Consider the following 14,890-nt stretch of genomic DNA (forward strand, 5'->3'; position numbering starts at 1 on the left):
TTCGTCGCCTAGTAGACCCGGAGTTTCCGCGGCACAGTTGACGCATGAACGCCAGCAGCCAGGTGGTCTCCGTCGAGGGGCACCGCATTACGCTCACCCATCTCGACAAGGTCCTGTACCCGGAGACCGAAACCACCAAGGCCGACGTCCTGGCCTATTACGCAGCGATCGCCGACGTGCTCATCGGCCACGCCGCAAACCGCCCGGCCACCCGCAAACGCTGGGTGCACGGCGTCGGGACGAGCGAGAACCCGGGCGCGATGTTCTTTCAGAAGAATCTGGAGCCGTCAACGCCGAGCTGGGTGAAACGGCGCGAGATCCAGCACAAAGACCATGTGAACGTCTATCCACTCGTGAACGACCTCGCCACTCTCACCTGGCTCGGGCAGATGAGCGCCCTGGAAATTCACGTGCCACAGTGGCAGTTCGGTCGTACCGGCACCCCGCGCAATCCCGACCGGCTCGTGCTCGATCTCGACCCGGGGCCGGGTGTTGGACTGCTCGAGTGCGCCGAGGTGGCGCGGTTGGCTCGCGCGATTTTACACGACATGGGGCTGGAACCGATGCCGGTGACCAGCGGGAGCAAGGGCATCCACCTGTATGCCGCGCTCGACCTGTCCTACAGCTCCGATCAGGTCTCGGCCGTGGCGCACGAACTGGCACGCGCCCTCGAGGCCGACCACCGTGACCTCGTGGTCAGCGAGATGAAAAAGAGCCTACGACCCGGCAAAGTATTGGTGGACTGGAGCCAGAACAACGCAGCCAAGACCACCATCACGCCGTACTCACTGCGGGGGCGCAGCCATCCCATGGTCGCAACCCCGCGCACCTGGAAGGAGCTCGCCTCGGCCGACCTCGAGCAGCTCGACTACAAGCAGGTACTCGCACGACTGAAGCGACGGGAAGATCCGCTCGGGCTACTCACAGCCGGGTCCTTTGAGCACTCTGTGGGTGACGCCAGTACGGCGAGCGCAGGCTCGGCCCCGGCGCTCGTTACGCCGGATCGGCTGACGGCATACCGCGGCAAGCGTGACGCCGCAAAGACACCCGAACCGGTTCCGGCGGTGTCAGCCGCGGCATCCGCTGGCACGTCGTTCGTCATTCAGGAACACCACGCCCGCAGCCTGCACTGGGACTTTCGGCTTGAACACGACGGGGTGCTCGTATCGTGGGCCCTGCCTCGCGGCGTGCCGGTAACACCCGCACAGAACCGGCTCGCGGTACACGTCGAGGATCATCCGCTTGAGTACGGCAGTTTCGAAGGAAATATTCCGGTCGGAGAATACGGTGCCGGCGACGTGTCGATCTGGGACCGCGGCGAGTACGAACTTGAAAAGTGGCGCGATGACGAGGTAATCGTGACCCTGCACGGAGAACCAGAGGCCGGGCTCGGCGGGACCGCCCGGTTTGCCCTCATTCGCACGAGCGACAGCCACAGCAGCAAGACAACGAACAACTGGCTGATTCACCGCATGAAAACGAACACTGGGGCCTCAGGCGGCTCGCGCACGAATGCCCGCCCGCACACCAGCCCCGCTGCGACCATCATGCCCGCAGCGCCGAAGAACGCCTACTCCCCCATGCTCGCCGCCGCTGGCTCCGAAGCCGACCTCGGAGACCAAGGGTGGGCCTTTGAAATGAAGTGGGATGGGATGCGAGCCCTCGCCTATGTGGCGCTGCGCGAGCAGACTGTTCGCCTGATCACCCGCAACGGGCACGAAGTGACGGCTTCGTATCCAGATCTCGTGGCCGACCTGCTCGCCACGGTTTCAGCACGGTCAGAAACGGATTCCGTGGTGCTCGACGGCGAGATCGTGGCCGTCGATAAACGCGGACGGCCCGATTTCGGCCTCCTGCAGACCCGAATGAAACTTACCGAGGCTCGGGAAATTGTTTCGGCAGCCAAGAAAGCGCCCGTGCAATTCATGTTGTTCGATCTGCTCGAAGTCAACGGGCACCCACTCACCGCGCTGCCCTACAGCGCGAGACGCGACCGGCTTGAGTCAACGATCACGGCGACCGGCTCGACCCAGGTGCCGCCACGGTTTGACGGTGACTTTTCCGAGGCGTTCCACACCAGCCGCCAACTCGGACTCGAGGGGGTCATGGCCAAACGGCTCGACGGGCGCTACACGATGGGTCACCGGTCCCACGACTGGGTGAAGATCAAACATTTTCGCCACCAGGAAGTGGTGGTGGGCGGCTGGCGACCCGGCCGCGGCAACCGGTCCGGCGCGATCGGCTCGCTGCTGCTGGGAGTACCGACCGACGGGGGCCTGCGCTACGTGGGACGGGTCGGCACGGGGTTCGGGGAACGCGACCTGACCAACATCCGTTCCCGACTGACCGGGCTCATTCGCAAGACCACACCGTTCAGCGATATTCCGCCAACGGATGCCCAAGGCGCGGTTTGGGTGCGCCCCACTCTTGTCGCCGAGGTGGAGTTCTCCGAGTGGACGGCGACCGGTCGGCTGCGCCAGCCGTCCTGGCGAGGGTGGCGCCCCGACAAAATACCCGGCGACATCACGATCGAATAGTGCGGGCACGATCTAGCATTGCTCCATGGTCAGTGATCGACATCCGGAGGACGCTGCGGCACCACGCGCAGCACGGGTTACGCGCTGGTGGCCACTGATCAGCGGTCTCATTGCGCTCCTACTGACCGTCTTCCTCGGCTATCTGGTGGTGCTGCGCGGCGCCGCTGAATCTACCGGGGCTGGGTCCCTCGCCATTGACCGGGCCTGGATGATCTGGATTGACCAGTTTCGCGGACCGATTCTGAATGTGCCAGCGCTGGTGCTGAATTACCTCGGCGCCGGACTGATCGCATCGCTGGTGATCCCGGCGCTGATCGTTGGCGCGCTGCTTTTGGCCCGGCGATATTGGGCAACTGGGTACTATCTCGCGGCGACGATACTCACCGGCGGTGCCGTGCAGCTGCTCAAGCACCTGTTCGGGCGCACGCGCCCCCAGAATATTCTGGTCAGTGTCGATTTTGGGTCGTTTCCGTCGGGACACGCGGCGAATACAGCCGTAATGGCCATGATTTTTGCACTTCTATTTCCACGTTTCTGGGTGTGGGCGCTCGGAGCCGCGTACACGTTGGCCATGATGCTCAGCCGAACGTATCTGGGAGCCCACTGGCTGACCGACACGATTGGCGCCCTGCTCCTCGGCGTGGGCATTGCCGTTGTAATCTGGGCGCCGCTGGCTGCAAAACTTGACGGCGAACGCCGGCTTCGGCGGAGTCAGCGGTAGCCACGAACCATCGTCTTCTCGGCACGTCATTACTATCGACAGGACGCGAAATGAGCGATACACGGCCCACAACGGTGTGGCGCACACGCATTGAGAAACTCATCATCGACCCGCGGCCACTCTCCGCGCCAGACCGTCGCCGATTGCATCGGATCGCGATCACAGTCGTGAGCTTCGGTATCGTGCTTTTTGTTTCCGTACTCATTGACGTACTGCAACCCGACCGGTCGTCGTTCTACGATTCTCCGGTGCGCCTGTGGTTAGTCGACGGTCGGTCTCCGACCCTCACGGTCATAATGATCGCTCTGGCCATCGTCTTCGGGCCGGTGGCGCTGCCGATCATCGTGCTGGTCCTGACCGTCGCCTGGGGTTTCTGGGGCAAGCACGCGTGGCGGCCACTTCTGCTCGCCATCGCTATGCTGACCGGGGTCATTGTGGCCCAGATCTTGGCTCCCCTCATCGCTCGGAGCCGCCCACCGGTCGAGCTGATGCTCTTCGGCCCCGACCACTCTTTTTCGTTTCCGTCAGGGCACGTTCTCGGCGCCGCCGATTTTGTTCTGGTTCTCACCTATCTGATTGTCTCTCGGCGTCCCAGCCGACGAACGGTTATCGCCGGATTCACCATCGCCCTGGCCTGCATTGGGCTCGCCGCGATCAGCCGCCTCTATCTCGGCTATCACTGGGCGACGGATGCGCTCGCCTCCCTGTCGATCTCGCTCATGGTGCTTGGCGCTGTGATCGCTTGGGATACCCGCCATGCAGCGCGCGGACTACAGCCGCGCTCGCCGGGCCCGAACAAAACAGTAGGCGCCGTAGGCGATTAGGCCGAGGGCGATCAGTATCAGCGCAATCGTTCCGTACGGGAGGGCGGCGAGCGCCTTAATGGCTCCATCGAGCCCCGTGGACTTGCTGGCATCACGGGTGAGCGCGGCGACGCCGACGAGAATCGCCACCACCCCGAGGGCAACGCCCTTGGCGATGTACCCGACGACCCCGAGCATGACGACCGCGCGCCCGGCCGTTCCGCCAGGCACGGAGAGGTCCGAGCGAAACTTCTGCGCCGCACCCTTATAGATGAAGTAGCCTGCGACGCCGAGCACGGCCACTCCCGCAAGAAACAGCAAAATCGCGCCTCCGGGCGATGAAAGCAGCGACGAGCTGGCACTCTGGGTACTTCCCGCCGAACTGGACGAGCCGCCTTGGGCGAAGGTCAGCGCGGTAGCGCCGATAGCAAAATAAACGATGGCTTTGGCAATGTTTGCCAGACGACGCCCCCACTTACGTTTGGGATCGTCGTGCACAATAAACGCCGAGACGACCAGCCACAGCCCCAGGGCGAACATGCCGACAACGACAGTCCACAGCAGAAACACACCACCGGGGTTTGAAGCCAGCTGGGAGAGAGCCCCGGTCTGATCGGCAGAGCCACTGCCGGCTCCCACCGCCACGGTGATCGCGAGGAATCCGATCAGGATGTGCAGTAGCCCGTTGACGGCGAAACCCAGCCGCGCGAGCAGTTGCAGTGCCGCACTGTTGCTCGCGTCGCGAGCGATGTGTGTTGCCGATGCATTCATCACGGCCTCAGCATAGGCGCGCACACACCGTGGCGCCCAGAAACTTCTTTAGGCGGACGCTCCCGCGATATTGACCATCCAGGAGGTACCGAACTTGTCGGTCAGCATACCGAAGCTGTCGCCCCAGGGCGCCTTGCTCAGCGGCATGATTGCTGTGCCACCGTCGAGGAGTTTATCCCAGTACCCGGTCAATTCGGCTTCGTCATCGCCGCTGAGTGAGACGGTGATGCTGCTGCTCGTGGGAAGCTCCATGCCGTTAGGGGTATCCGATGCCATCAGCGAGAACCCATTCGTGGTCGTCAATTCCGAGTGCATGATCTTGTCCCGCTCTGACGGATCTTCGCTCGCGTTGAACTCTCCATACGTGGTTCGCGTGATTTCGCCCCCAAAAACGCCCTGGTAGAAGTCCATTGCCTCGCGGGCATTGTCGCGAAAGCCGAGATACGGGTTGAGACGACTGCTCATGGTTGGTTCTCCTTATCGTTTGTTGGGAATGCTGCTGTGATTATTGCCCGGATGAGTCGTTAGCACGAGTGACTGGCCTTCTGTGCTGCGGGCCGGATGCGGGGCTGCGAGTACAGTAACGGGCATGAAGCTGATCGCCATCGACCCGCCCACCCGGAGCTTTTCGCGCTGGCTGACCGACGAAGAAATAGGGCGGGTTCTCGCCCACAAGCGCGGCTGGCGTCAGGCACCCGATGGCAGCGTGTTGGCCGGCAAGATTCGCAAGATGCTCATCAGCGCTTCGCTCGCGCAACTCGGTGCCGCCGCCGTCGCGCGCGGCTGGGCCAGCCGGCCACGCGTCGAGCCGAGCGACGGCAGCGGCCCGACCCACATGATGTGGGGCATCATCGATGCGCGCACCGACGCGGAGATCACGACGCAGTTGGCCGAAGAGGTCTAAACCGGCCCAGCCGATTCGGCGTCAGTCGCGTAGCGTGGGTACATGAGCCTGAACCCCAGTTACATTCAGCCCGGCCAAGACTTCAACCGCGACACCAATTACATTGAGGATCGCATCACGCGGGATGGCCGCGACGGCTGGCCCGTCGAACCGGGCCGCTACCGGCTGGTCGCGGCCCGCGCCTGTCCGTGGGCAAACCGCACCACGATTGTGCGCCGCCTGCTCGGCCTTGAGGGTGTCATCTCGCTCGGCCTGCCCGGCCCTACCCACGACAAGAACAGCTGGACCTTCGACCTCGACCCGGGTGGGGCCGACCCGGTGCTTGGCATCGAACGCCTGCAGCAGGCGTTCTTCGCCCGTTTTCCCGACTACCCGCGCGGCATTACCGTGCCGGCGATCGTCGACGTCCCGAGCGGCAAGGTCGTCACCAACAACTATCCGCAGATCACTTTAGATTTTGAGCTCGAGTGGACCGAGTACCACCGAGCCGGCGCCCCTGACCTCTACCCCGAAGCGCTGCGGGAGGAGATCGACGAGGTCGCCAACCTCATCTTTCACGACGTGAATAACGGCGTTTACAAGTGCGGTTTTGCTGGCAGCCAGAAATCCTACGAGCGGGCGTACGACGCTCTCTTCGCCCGCCTGGACTGGCTTGAAGAGCGTCTGGCCGGGCAGCGGTATCTCGTGGGTGACACGATCACCGAGGCGGACGTCCGCTTGTTCACCACGCTCGCCCGTTTCGACGCGGTGTATCACGGACATTTCAAGTGCAATCGCAACAAGCTCAGCGAGATGCCGGTGCTGTGGGCCTACGCTCGCGACCTGTTCCAGACACCCGGTTTCGGTGACACGATCGATTTCGAGCAAATCAAGAGGCACTACTACGTGACCCACGTCGACATCAATCCCAGCGGTATCGTGCCGAAGGGACCGGATGCGCGCGCGTGGCTGGCTCCGCACGCTCGCGCCGACCTCGGAGGCCGACCGTTCGGAAACGGCACCCCGCCGAAAGCCCCGCTCCCCGCAGAGCGGATCGTGAACTAGTCGCTTCGGGCTAGTCGACCTTACGGGCCCGACTGGGCTGCACGCGCGGTGGCTCCCCCGGCATTTTGGGAAAATCCGGCGGAAAGGGCAACTCACCAAGTCCGTCTTCGAGATCGCGTTCCCACCAGGAATACAGGGTGTCGATCGTGCCGGGGTGCTCGTGCATCGCCGCCCAGGGGTCACCGTTGTCCCGTAGCCGACCTGGCACGGTGAGAACCGTGAATGCCTGCGGGTCGGCGCTGGCGAGTTCGCTCCACTCCAGCGGACAGGAGACCGGTGCGTGCGGCAGTGGCCGGGGGCTGTAGGCACCGGCCATGGTGCGGTCCCGGTTGGCCTGGTTGTAGTCGATGAAGATGCGCTCGCCACGCTCTTCTTTCCACCAGTTTGTGGTGACCCGGGTGGGCATCCGTCGTTCCAGCTCGCGCGCTGCGCCGATGACCGCGTGCCGCACATCGAGAAATTCACGGGTCGGCCTGATGGGCGCGAAGACGTGCAGCCCGCGATTTCCGGAGGTCTTCACGAATGCCGTGAGACCGGCCTCGGCCAGCAGATTCTTCAGCTCATTGGCGACGGGCACGGTGTCGGCGAAGTCTGTTCCGGGCTGCGGATCGAGGTCGATACGCAGTTCATCGGGATTGTCCGGAAGTTCGGCCCTGGATGGCCAGGGGTGAAACACGATCGTGTTCATCTGTACCGCCCACACCGCAGCCGCCGGTTCGTCGATCACGAGCTGCGGATGCGTGCGCCCACTCGGGTAGACCACAGGAACGGACCGCACGTAGTCGGGCGCGCCCTTAGGCGGGTTCTTCGAAAAGAACTGCTCGCCGTCAATGCCCCCACTGAACCGTTGCAGCGACACTGGACGGTCACCGTTGGCCTGCACAAAGGCCTCGCCCACCACGATGACGTAGTGAGCGAGGTCAAGTTTGGTAATTCCTGATTTGGACCAGAGCACCCGGCTCGGGCTCGAAAGGCGAACCTCGCGCGCGCCGTGCGGCCCAGCAACCGTCAGAACCACCGCATCAGAGCTCATGCAAACACTGTAACCAAATTTGTTGGCAGCGACAGAGTTCAGCGTGCGCTCACGACGAACTACGGGATGTAGTTGAACTCGTCCGGGTTCGGGCCCGTGCGCTCGTCGCGGTTCAGGGCAGTGATCGCAGCGATATCCGCTTCGGTGAGGACGAAGTCGAACAGGGCGAAGTTTTCGTCGACTCGGCTGCGGGTGACGGACTTCGGGAAGACGATGTCGCCTCGCTGCAGGTGCCAGCGCAGGGTGACCTGGGCGGCGGACTTACCAAGACGGTCGGCAATGCCTGTGATCACCGGGTCGGAGAGAACTGCGCCCTGCGCGAGCGGCGACCACGCTTCGGTCGCAATGCCGTGCTCAGTATTGAAAGCCCGCAGCGTGTCCTGCGTGAGGTAAGGGTGGACCTCGATCTGGTTGACGGCCGGCACTGTGTCGGTCTCGTCGAACAGACGCTGCAGGTGCTCCTGCTGAAAGTTGCTCACGCCAATGGTGCGCACGCGGCCGGAGCGCTGCATTTCCTCCATTGCTTTCCAGGTCTCGACAAAGTCTCCAACAGCCGGGAGTGGCCAGTGAATGAGAAACAGGTCGAGGTAATCGAAACCGAGGGCGTCCAGGGTGCGATCGAAAGCGGCCAGGGCGTCGGCGCGGTCATGGAACCCGTTGTTGAGCTTGCTCGTAACGTAGATCTCGGACCGGTTCAGCGCAGACTCTGCGATAGCTTCACCGACCTCTTTTTCATTGCCGTACATCTCGGCCGTGTCGATGTGTCGGTAGCCGGCCTCAAGAGCGGCAAGGGTCGCCGCCTTGGTCGTCTCCGGGGTGACCTGATAGGTGCCAAATCCGAGCTGGGGAATCGCGGTGTCGTTATTGAGGGTGATGTTGGGAACTACAGTCATGGATTTATCTCTTCGTTCGAAATTTAAGTGCTCCGGTATCTGTCTCGCCGGTGACTTCACCGCTGGTGTCACCCATCGACGGTGAGGTTGCTCGGTCGATGTGGGCACGCCAACCGGTCACGGTCAACGTACCTAACAGCGTGCACCCTGGCCGAAACCACCCTACCGAAGGAGATATTCCCTGCGCATAATGCCCAAGACACACTCCCAGCCCGCACACAGTTGGCGCATTGTCGCGAAATACCACTGTGCGCACGCAGGACGCCTCGTGCGCCCGCTTCAGCTCGATTCCCTTGGCACCCGCTGACGCTCCCGGCACGCGTACGCTAAGGACGTGCCCCGAGTCGTGACCACCCAGTGATGGCGTTCGCGCACCCGGGCCGCGCTGAGGCATCCGCGGCCTGGAACGGGCATTCGCACGGCAGCTCCGACTATCGCAAGCTGCTGGCTGGCCTGTTCTTCGCCGGTATCGCCACCTTCGCCCAGTTGTATTCGCCACAGGCTGTGCTCGCGCAAATCGCCAACGATGTCGGCGTCAGCGCAGCGGATGCTGCCCTCGTTATCTCCGCATCGACGCTCGGTCTGGCCGTCGGCGTAATTCCCTGGTCGCTCGTTGCCGACCGGCTCGGCCGGGTACGGGCCATGTCGATCGCCGTGATCGCGGCGACGGTGTTTGGACTGCTCGTGCCCTTCGCGCCCACCTTCTCACTGTTGCTCACCGGGCGCTTCGTCGAGGGGTTAATGCTCGGCGGTGTGCCGGCTATCGCGATCGCCTACCTGAGTGAGGAGATTGAGCCGCGCCACGCCGCCCGCGCGGCCGGCACTTACGTCGCGGGCACCACGATCGGCGGGTTGCTCGGGCGTATCGTGGCCGGACCGATCACCGAGCTCATCAACTGGCGCCTGGCCGTCTTCACCGTCGGCGTCCTGTGCGCTGTGTCAGCCGTATTGTTCATCACACTCATTCCGGTACCCCGCGGCTTCGTGCCCCGCCGCTTCGTCCCTCGCCGTGCGCGCGAGCGCGGCACCGATCTGAGCCTGGTCATGCTGCTACGCACCAATTTGAGGTCTGCGCGCCTGCTCGCGCTCTATGCCCAGGGGTTTCTGCTGATGGGCGGGTTCGTCGCTCTCTACAACTACCTCGGTTTTCGACTCGCCAACGACCCGTTCAACCTGCCCCAAGCACTGATCAGCCTCGTTTTCGTGGCGTACCTGGCTGGTACGTGGTCGTCGGCCCAGGCCGGCATTCTCGCGGCTCGATTCGGCCGCTGGTCGGTTCTGCTCTGTGCGCTTGTCTTAATGACCATGGGAGTGCTGCTGACCCTGTCGCCCCTGCTTGTGATCGTTCTACTCGGCGTGCTACTGGCCACAGCCGGCTTCTTTGCCGCCCACGCCGTCGCCTCCGGCTGGACCGGCGCCGAGTCCACGGTCGGTCGAGCGCAGGCGTCGTCGTTATACAACCTCTCGTACTATGCGGGGTCAAGCCTGTTCGGCTGGCTGGGAGGCTTGTTCTTCGTGCAATGGGGCTGGGCCGGAACCGTCGGTATGGTGGCCGGGCTCATAGCGGTGGCCGCCGCTGTCACCATAGCCCTGTTACGACCGGCGAACCGGAACCCGGCGACAGCTCTTCGCAGGTTACCGACCTAGCATCGGATCATGATTGAACCAGTGAAACGCGACCCCATCCACCCCGGCCAGGAATCCGTCTGGGACTACCCACGCCCACCCCGCGTCGAACACACCGGGGAACACATCACCATTGAACTCGACGGCGTGACCGTCGCCGACACGAGAGATGTCGTGCGGGTACTCGAGACCAGCCACCCACCGGTGTATTACCTGCCGCGGGGTGCCTTCACGCCGGGCGTGCTGCAACCGGATGCCGGTCATTCTTATTGCGAGTTCAAGGGCGCTGCCGGATACCTCTCGGTCGGCTCCCGCGCCCGGTCCGCCTGGTTTTATCCCACACCAAATGCGGGTTTCGAGTCTATAACCGACCGCGTCGCTGTCTATCCGGGGTCGATGGACCGGTGTACGGTCGACGGTGAAACGGTGCGCGCACAAGACGGCGACTTTTACGGCGGCTGGATAACCGAAAAAATCGTCGGGCCATTCAAGGGCGCGGCGGGCACCACCGGCTGGTAGCCCACGGTTCGACACAATTTCATTGCACGGAATTTTGCAGCTTGGGGTAGCCTCGGACCAATCAGGCATCCGACGTACTCGAAACTGAAGGAGCTGCTGTGACCCACAACGCCGTAGACGAAGAGATTCTCAAGCAGTGGACCCGTCGCCTCAGTCAGGCACTGCAGATTGTGGACCTCGAGGTAGACAACGACCTTGTGCTCACCGTCGCCGATGAAGCCGCCCACGCGGTGAATCCGATGGCCGCCCCGATCACGACGTTCATGGTCGGCTACGCCGCCGGTCTCGCCGCAGCCAACCCGGCGATGCCCTCACGCACAGCCGTGGCCCGGGCTGTGGATGTGGTCACCGCCGTCTGCCAGCAGCCCGAGACGGAACACCCCGACGCCACCGGCTGGGTGAACACCGCTCAGTAGCGTCACGATTCACGCAGCACGCTCCAGTCGAATAATGACAGCCTTCGATACCGGTGTGTTGCTGCCGTCGGCGACACTATCGAGCGGCACGAGCACGTTCGCCTCCGGATAATAAGCGGCGGCGCAACCGCGCGGTGTCGGGTATGCAACCAGCCGATAGCCGCGTAACACCCGGTCGACGTTGTCACTGAACTCGCTGTGCACGTCGACCAGATCGCCATCGACGAAACCTAGGGTGAGCAGATCTTTCTTGTTGATGAAGACAACATGGCGACCCTTCTTGATACCGCGATAGCGGTCATCGAGGCCGTAGATGGTGGTGTTGAACTGGTCGTGACTGCGCAGCGTCTGCAGCACCAGACGCCCGGGCGGTACTTCAAGATACTCCAGGGTGTTCGTGGTCAGCATAGCCTTGCCGATCGGGGTGTTGAAGGTGCGCGAGTCCCGCGGCCCGTTCGGCAACATGAATCCGCCCTCCTGCCGGATGCGTTCGTTATAGTTCTCAAATCCCTCGACCACGTGGGCGATGTGGTCACGAATACGGTCGTAGTCGGCCTCGAATCCGGCCCAGTCGACCGCGACCGCGTCAGCGAGTACAGCGCTGGCCAGTCGCGAAATAATCGCGACCTCCGAGAGCAGGTTTGATGCGACCGGCTCGAGCTTTCCCCACGACGGATGCACCGCACAGACTGTGTCCTCCACGGAGACAAACTGCACCCCGCCGGCCTGCTCGTCGATTTCGGTGCGCCCCAGGGTCGGAAGTATCAGCGCCTCCTCGCCGGTTACAGCATGCGAGCGATTCAGTTTGGTGGAGATCTGCACGCTCATTTCGGTGCGTTGCATGGCGGCCTCGGCAATGCCGGTGTCGGACATGGCTGCAACGAAGTTGCCGCCAAGCCCCACCCACACCTTCAACTTTCCGTCGCGCATCGCACGCACTCCGTAGACGGCATCAACGCCGTGCTCGCGCGGCGGGTTGAAACCGAACTCGGCTTGCAGGGCATTGAGGAAAGCCGGCGGCATCTGCTCCCAGATGCCCATGGTGCGGTCACCCTGCACGTTGCTATGGCCACGAATCGGCGAGGCACCGGCACCGGGCTTGCCGATGTTGCCGCGCAGCAGCAGCAGGTTGATGATTTCCTTGACGGTATCTATGCCTTTTTTCTGTTGCGTCACCCCCATCGCCCAGGTGATGATCACCCGATCAGCGCTTAGGTAGCGTTTGGCCAATTCGTCAATTTGTGCCGCGCGCAAGCCGGTTGCGGCCAACACCATCCGCTCGTCAAGTTCGGAGAGATGCTGCCGCAGCTCGGTCAGCCCGTGGCAGTGTTCGTCAAGAAAAGCCTGGTCGAGGACGGTTCCTGGGGCAGCGTCCTCGGCGTCGAGCACCCGCTTCGAGACGGCCTGCAGCAATGCCATGTCGCCACCGAGGCGAACTTGCAGAAACTGGTCTGCTATCTCGGTGCCATGGCCAATCACTCCGCGCACCCGCTGCGGGTTCTTGTAGCGGCGCAGGCCGGCCTCGGGCAGCGGGTTGATCGCAACGATCTGCGCGCCAGCATCTTTGGCTTCTTCGAGCGCGGTGAGCATGCGTGGATGGTTGGTACCAGGGTTTTGACCGATGATGATAATGAGGTCGGATTTCGCAAAGTCGTCGTAGCTGACCGTGCTCTTGCCAATGCCGACGGTCATGCCCATGGCCCAGCCGGTGGATTCATGGCACATATTGGAGCAGTCCGGCAGGTTGTTGGTGCCGTAAGCGCGCGCGAACAGCTGGTACGCGAATGCGGCCTCGTTGGAGGCGCGGCCACTCGTGTAGAAGGCGGCTTGGTCGGGCGAGTCAAGACCGTTGAGCTTGGCGGCGATCATGCGAAAAGCCTCGGGCCAGCTGACCGGACGGTAGTGGTCGCTGCCGGCTGGCTTGTAGACGGGTTCGACCAGTCTGCCCTGCATGCCAAGCCAGTATTCGCTCTTTTCCCGCAGGTCTGTCAAGGAGTGTTCGGCCCAGAAGTTGGTCGGGATGGTGATCGGGGTGGCCTCCCAGGTGACTGCTTTGGCACCGTTCTCGCAGAATTCGAAGGTCTTGCGGTGCCCGGGGTCGGGCCAGGCGCAACTCATGCAGTCGAATCCGTCTTTCTGGTTCAGCGATAGCAGAGCGCGCATTCCGCGCACAGCGCCCATCTGCGTGATCGCCGGCTGCATGGAGTGCAGCACGCCCGGAACGCCAGCGGCCCAGGCTTTGGAGTGGGTGACCTCGATGTCGATGTCTGTCACGTCATTGATCGGGGGTTCACTGCTCATGCTGCACCGCTCTCATCGCATTATCGCTTCGCCGCCATTACGGTCGACGCTGGCACGATACACCTACTGGGATGGAAGTACTTGTTTGCGCCGTGACAGTGTCATGCGACTGCGAACGAAAGAGGCTCAGCCTGGGCAGAGCGCGAGCAAACAATTACACTTCAGACAATGACTATCCAAGAATCTCGCGGAGCCAAATCGAGCCCGCGCCGTTCGCTGCCTCGGCTGCTCGGCCGATTGACACTCGGCGCCGCGCTGCTTTTGGCTGGAATCAGCCATCTCACATTCAACCGGGAGGCATTTCACGCGCAGGTCCCGGCGTGGGTTCCGCTGGACACCGACTTGGTCGTCGTACTCTCTGGAATAGCCGAGATATTGCTGGGAACCGCGTTACTTGCGCTGCACCGCTGGCGGGTGCCCGTCGGCTGGGTCGTCGCCGCGTTCTTCGTTGCCATTTTTCCCGGAAACATCTCCCAGTTCGTCACGGCGACCGACTCCTTCGGACTGAATTCGGATCTGTCCCGGGGCATCCGCCTCGCCTTCCAGCCCCTGCTCGTACTGTGGGCGCTCTGGGCTACCGATGCGTGGCGGTCTTGGCGCGCAGGCCGCTCGGCGGCTTAAGGGGCGGTACTGACGGGGCGTGAGCGCAGCCACATGCCCGACGAGGGATAAAACGGCAGCAGGAAATGCAAGAGGAGTCCGGACAGCGCCGTGACGATCACAGCTCCGATGGCGCCGAAATTGGTGAACTGGGCCTCGACGTTGACCCCGGCCAGCGTCGTCACAGTCCATCCCAGCGCCCACAGCGTGGCCATACCCAGGGCCCACAGCCAGCGTCGGCGCGTGCGCGGCGGCAACCCCATGGCCTGGGCTGCACCGAGCACGATCCCGGTGATCGCTCCCATCAGTGCCAACTCCGGCAGCGTCGTTCGATAGTCGACCACCGTCGAGCCCAGGAGCAGACCCAAGCCCAAACCAATGCCGGTCAGCGGAACCCAGTTCAGCGGGTTGAGACGACGCCGGCTGACCAGCACCTGACCGAAACCGATGACGACCCCACAGACCGCGCCACCGATCAGGGCCGACACGGGGTTACTGACGCGCCCACCGACCGCCGTGCCGGCGAGGCCCGCGATCGGGAACGCAAGAAATCCCACGGTCCACAGTAACCAGGTCGAGAAAAATGTGGGGTTTCGGAAGCCGGGATTGCGATGAAGTCGCCGCATTCTGGTCAAGGTTCCGCTCCAGTCCAAGGTGCTCGTCGGTGAGTGCAGGCCAAGTCATGGAGAAGAATCTTGGACCGACATGCAGACATGCTACGC

General features: G+C 63.1%; 15 protein-coding genes. 9 read left to right on the forward strand and 6 right to left on the reverse strand.

What is annotated here, in order from left to right; all coding sequences use genetic code 11:
• Positions 1-44: 44 nt before the first annotated feature.
• From E3T51_RS16500 to E3T51_RS16510, 3 genes are read left to right on the forward strand one after another with little or no spacing between them, the layout of a single operon-like run.
• Positions 45-2,537 (forward strand): ATP-dependent DNA ligase, encoded by a 2,493-nt coding sequence (locus tag E3T51_RS16500; RefSeq protein WP_134530805.1) that lies wholly within the window; start codon positions 45-47, stop codon positions 2,535-2,537.
• Positions 2,538-2,562: 25 nt separating this feature from the next.
• Positions 2,563-3,258, forward strand: coding sequence for a phosphatase PAP2 family protein (locus E3T51_RS16505; RefSeq protein WP_134530806.1), 696 nt, complete (start codon positions 2,563-2,565; stop codon positions 3,256-3,258).
• A 50-nt stretch (positions 3,259-3,308) separates the two neighbouring features.
• On the forward strand, positions 3,309-4,082 hold the full coding sequence (locus E3T51_RS16510) for a phosphatase PAP2 family protein (RefSeq protein ID WP_134530807.1): 774 nt from the start codon (positions 3,309-3,311) through the stop codon (positions 4,080-4,082).
• Here the strand turns inward: E3T51_RS16510 and E3T51_RS16515 are convergent.
• The gene (locus E3T51_RS16515) at positions 4,029-4,832 is read right to left on the reverse strand and encodes a DUF1206 domain-containing protein (RefSeq protein WP_134530808.1); all 804 of its coding nucleotides are present in this window, start codon (positions 4,830-4,832) and stop codon (positions 4,029-4,031) included. The genes E3T51_RS16510 and E3T51_RS16515 overlap by 54 nt on opposite strands.
• A 48-nt stretch (positions 4,833-4,880) precedes the next feature.
• On the reverse strand, positions 4,881-5,297 hold the full coding sequence (locus E3T51_RS16520) for a VOC family protein (protein ID WP_134530809.1): 417 nt from the start codon (positions 5,295-5,297) through the stop codon (positions 4,881-4,883).
• 124 nt (positions 5,298-5,421) lie between these two features.
• Here E3T51_RS16520 and E3T51_RS16525 point away from each other — a divergent pair, with 124 nt between their 5' ends.
• Together E3T51_RS16525 and E3T51_RS16530 are read left to right on the forward strand one after the other, a co-directional pair.
• Positions 5,422-5,736, forward strand: a complete 315-nt coding sequence (locus tag E3T51_RS16525; protein ID WP_134530810.1) for a hypothetical protein — start codon at positions 5,422-5,424, stop codon at positions 5,734-5,736.
• Positions 5,737-5,778: 42 nt separating this feature from the next.
• The gene (locus tag E3T51_RS16530) at positions 5,779-6,780 is read left to right on the forward strand and encodes a glutathione S-transferase family protein (protein ID WP_134530811.1); all 1,002 of its coding nucleotides are present in this window, start codon (positions 5,779-5,781) and stop codon (positions 6,778-6,780) included.
• 10 nt (positions 6,781-6,790) lie between these two features.
• Here the strand turns inward: E3T51_RS16530 and ligD are convergent, their stop codons facing one another.
• Both ligD and E3T51_RS16540 read right to left on the reverse strand, forming a co-directional pair.
• The gene (ligD, locus tag E3T51_RS16535; RefSeq protein WP_134530812.1) at positions 6,791-7,813 is read right to left on the reverse strand and encodes a non-homologous end-joining DNA ligase; all 1,023 of its coding nucleotides are present in this window, start codon (positions 7,811-7,813) and stop codon (positions 6,791-6,793) included.
• Between the two features lie 59 nt (positions 7,814-7,872).
• Positions 7,873-8,706 (reverse strand): aldo/keto reductase, encoded by an 834-nt coding sequence (locus tag E3T51_RS16540; RefSeq protein WP_134530813.1) that lies wholly within the window; start codon positions 8,704-8,706, stop codon positions 7,873-7,875.
• Positions 8,707-9,066: 360 nt separating this feature from the next.
• Between E3T51_RS16540 and E3T51_RS16545 the strand changes: the two genes are divergently transcribed.
• The 3 genes from E3T51_RS16545 (at position 9,067) to E3T51_RS16555 (ending at position 11,267) form a co-directional block, all read left to right on the forward strand.
• Positions 9,067-10,353, forward strand: coding sequence for an MFS transporter (locus tag E3T51_RS16545; protein ID WP_134530846.1), 1,287 nt, complete (start codon positions 9,067-9,069; stop codon positions 10,351-10,353).
• 9 nt (positions 10,354-10,362) lie between these two features.
• On the forward strand, positions 10,363-10,851 hold the full coding sequence (locus tag E3T51_RS16550; RefSeq protein ID WP_134530814.1) for a DUF427 domain-containing protein: 489 nt from the start codon (positions 10,363-10,365) through the stop codon (positions 10,849-10,851).
• Positions 10,852-10,949: 98 nt separating this feature from the next.
• Positions 10,950-11,267 carry a DUF6457 domain-containing protein gene (locus E3T51_RS16555; RefSeq protein ID WP_134530815.1) on the forward strand — a complete coding sequence of 106 codons (318 nt, stop codon included), beginning with the start codon at positions 10,950-10,952 and terminating at the stop codon, positions 11,265-11,267.
• A 9-nt stretch (positions 11,268-11,276) separates the two neighbouring features.
• Here E3T51_RS16555 and E3T51_RS16560 read toward each other — a convergent pair whose 3' ends face one another.
• Positions 11,277-13,568: an FdhF/YdeP family oxidoreductase gene (locus tag E3T51_RS16560; protein WP_134530816.1), complete on the reverse strand. Its 2,292-nt coding sequence runs from the start codon at positions 13,566-13,568 to the stop codon at positions 11,277-11,279.
• Positions 13,569-13,736: 168 nt separating this feature from the next.
• Here E3T51_RS16560 and E3T51_RS16565 point away from each other — a divergent pair, with 168 nt between their 5' ends.
• Positions 13,737-14,189, forward strand: coding sequence for a DoxX family protein (locus E3T51_RS16565; RefSeq protein ID WP_134530817.1), 453 nt, complete (start codon positions 13,737-13,739; stop codon positions 14,187-14,189).
• Here E3T51_RS16565 and E3T51_RS16570 read toward each other — a convergent pair.
• Positions 14,186-14,725, reverse strand: coding sequence for a hypothetical protein (locus E3T51_RS16570; protein ID WP_134530818.1), 540 nt, complete (start codon positions 14,723-14,725; stop codon positions 14,186-14,188). The genes E3T51_RS16565 and E3T51_RS16570 overlap by 4 nt on opposite strands.
• Positions 14,726-14,890: the final 165 nt, after the last annotated feature.

It is taken from the genome of Cryobacterium serini, from assembly GCF_004404025.1.
Taxonomy (GTDB): domain Bacteria; phylum Actinomycetota; class Actinomycetes; order Actinomycetales; family Microbacteriaceae; genus Cryobacterium; species Cryobacterium serini.

Coding starts and splice junctions, on each gene's coding strand:
- E3T51_RS16500 (WP_134530805.1), top strand. CDS start 45: ATGAACGCCAGCAGCCAGGTGGTCTCCGTCGAGGGGCACCGCATTACG.
- E3T51_RS16505 (WP_134530806.1), top strand. CDS start 2,563: ATGGTCAGTGATCGACATCCGGAGGACGCTGCGGCACCACGCGCAGCA.
- E3T51_RS16510 (WP_134530807.1), top strand. CDS start 3,309: ATGAGCGATACACGGCCCACAACGGTGTGGCGCACACGCATTGAGAAA.
- E3T51_RS16515 (WP_134530808.1), bottom strand. CDS start 4,832: ATGAATGCATCGGCAACACACATCGCTCGCGACGCGAGCAACAGTGCG.
- E3T51_RS16520 (WP_134530809.1), bottom strand. CDS start 5,297: ATGAGCAGTCGTCTCAACCCGTATCTCGGCTTTCGCGACAATGCCCGC.
- E3T51_RS16525 (WP_134530810.1), top strand. CDS start 5,422: ATGAAGCTGATCGCCATCGACCCGCCCACCCGGAGCTTTTCGCGCTGG.
- E3T51_RS16530 (WP_134530811.1), top strand. CDS start 5,779: ATGAGCCTGAACCCCAGTTACATTCAGCCCGGCCAAGACTTCAACCGC.
- ligD (WP_134530812.1), bottom strand. CDS start 7,813: ATGAGCTCTGATGCGGTGGTTCTGACGGTTGCTGGGCCGCACGGCGCG.
- E3T51_RS16540 (WP_134530813.1), bottom strand. CDS start 8,706: ATGACTGTAGTTCCCAACATCACCCTCAATAACGACACCGCGATTCCC.
- E3T51_RS16545 (WP_134530846.1), top strand. CDS start 9,067: ATGGCGTTCGCGCACCCGGGCCGCGCTGAGGCATCCGCGGCCTGGAAC.
- E3T51_RS16550 (WP_134530814.1), top strand. CDS start 10,363: ATGATTGAACCAGTGAAACGCGACCCCATCCACCCCGGCCAGGAATCC.
- E3T51_RS16560 (WP_134530816.1), bottom strand. CDS start 13,568: ATGAGCAGTGAACCCCCGATCAATGACGTGACAGACATCGACATCGAG.
- E3T51_RS16565 (WP_134530817.1), top strand. CDS start 13,737: ATGACTATCCAAGAATCTCGCGGAGCCAAATCGAGCCCGCGCCGTTCG.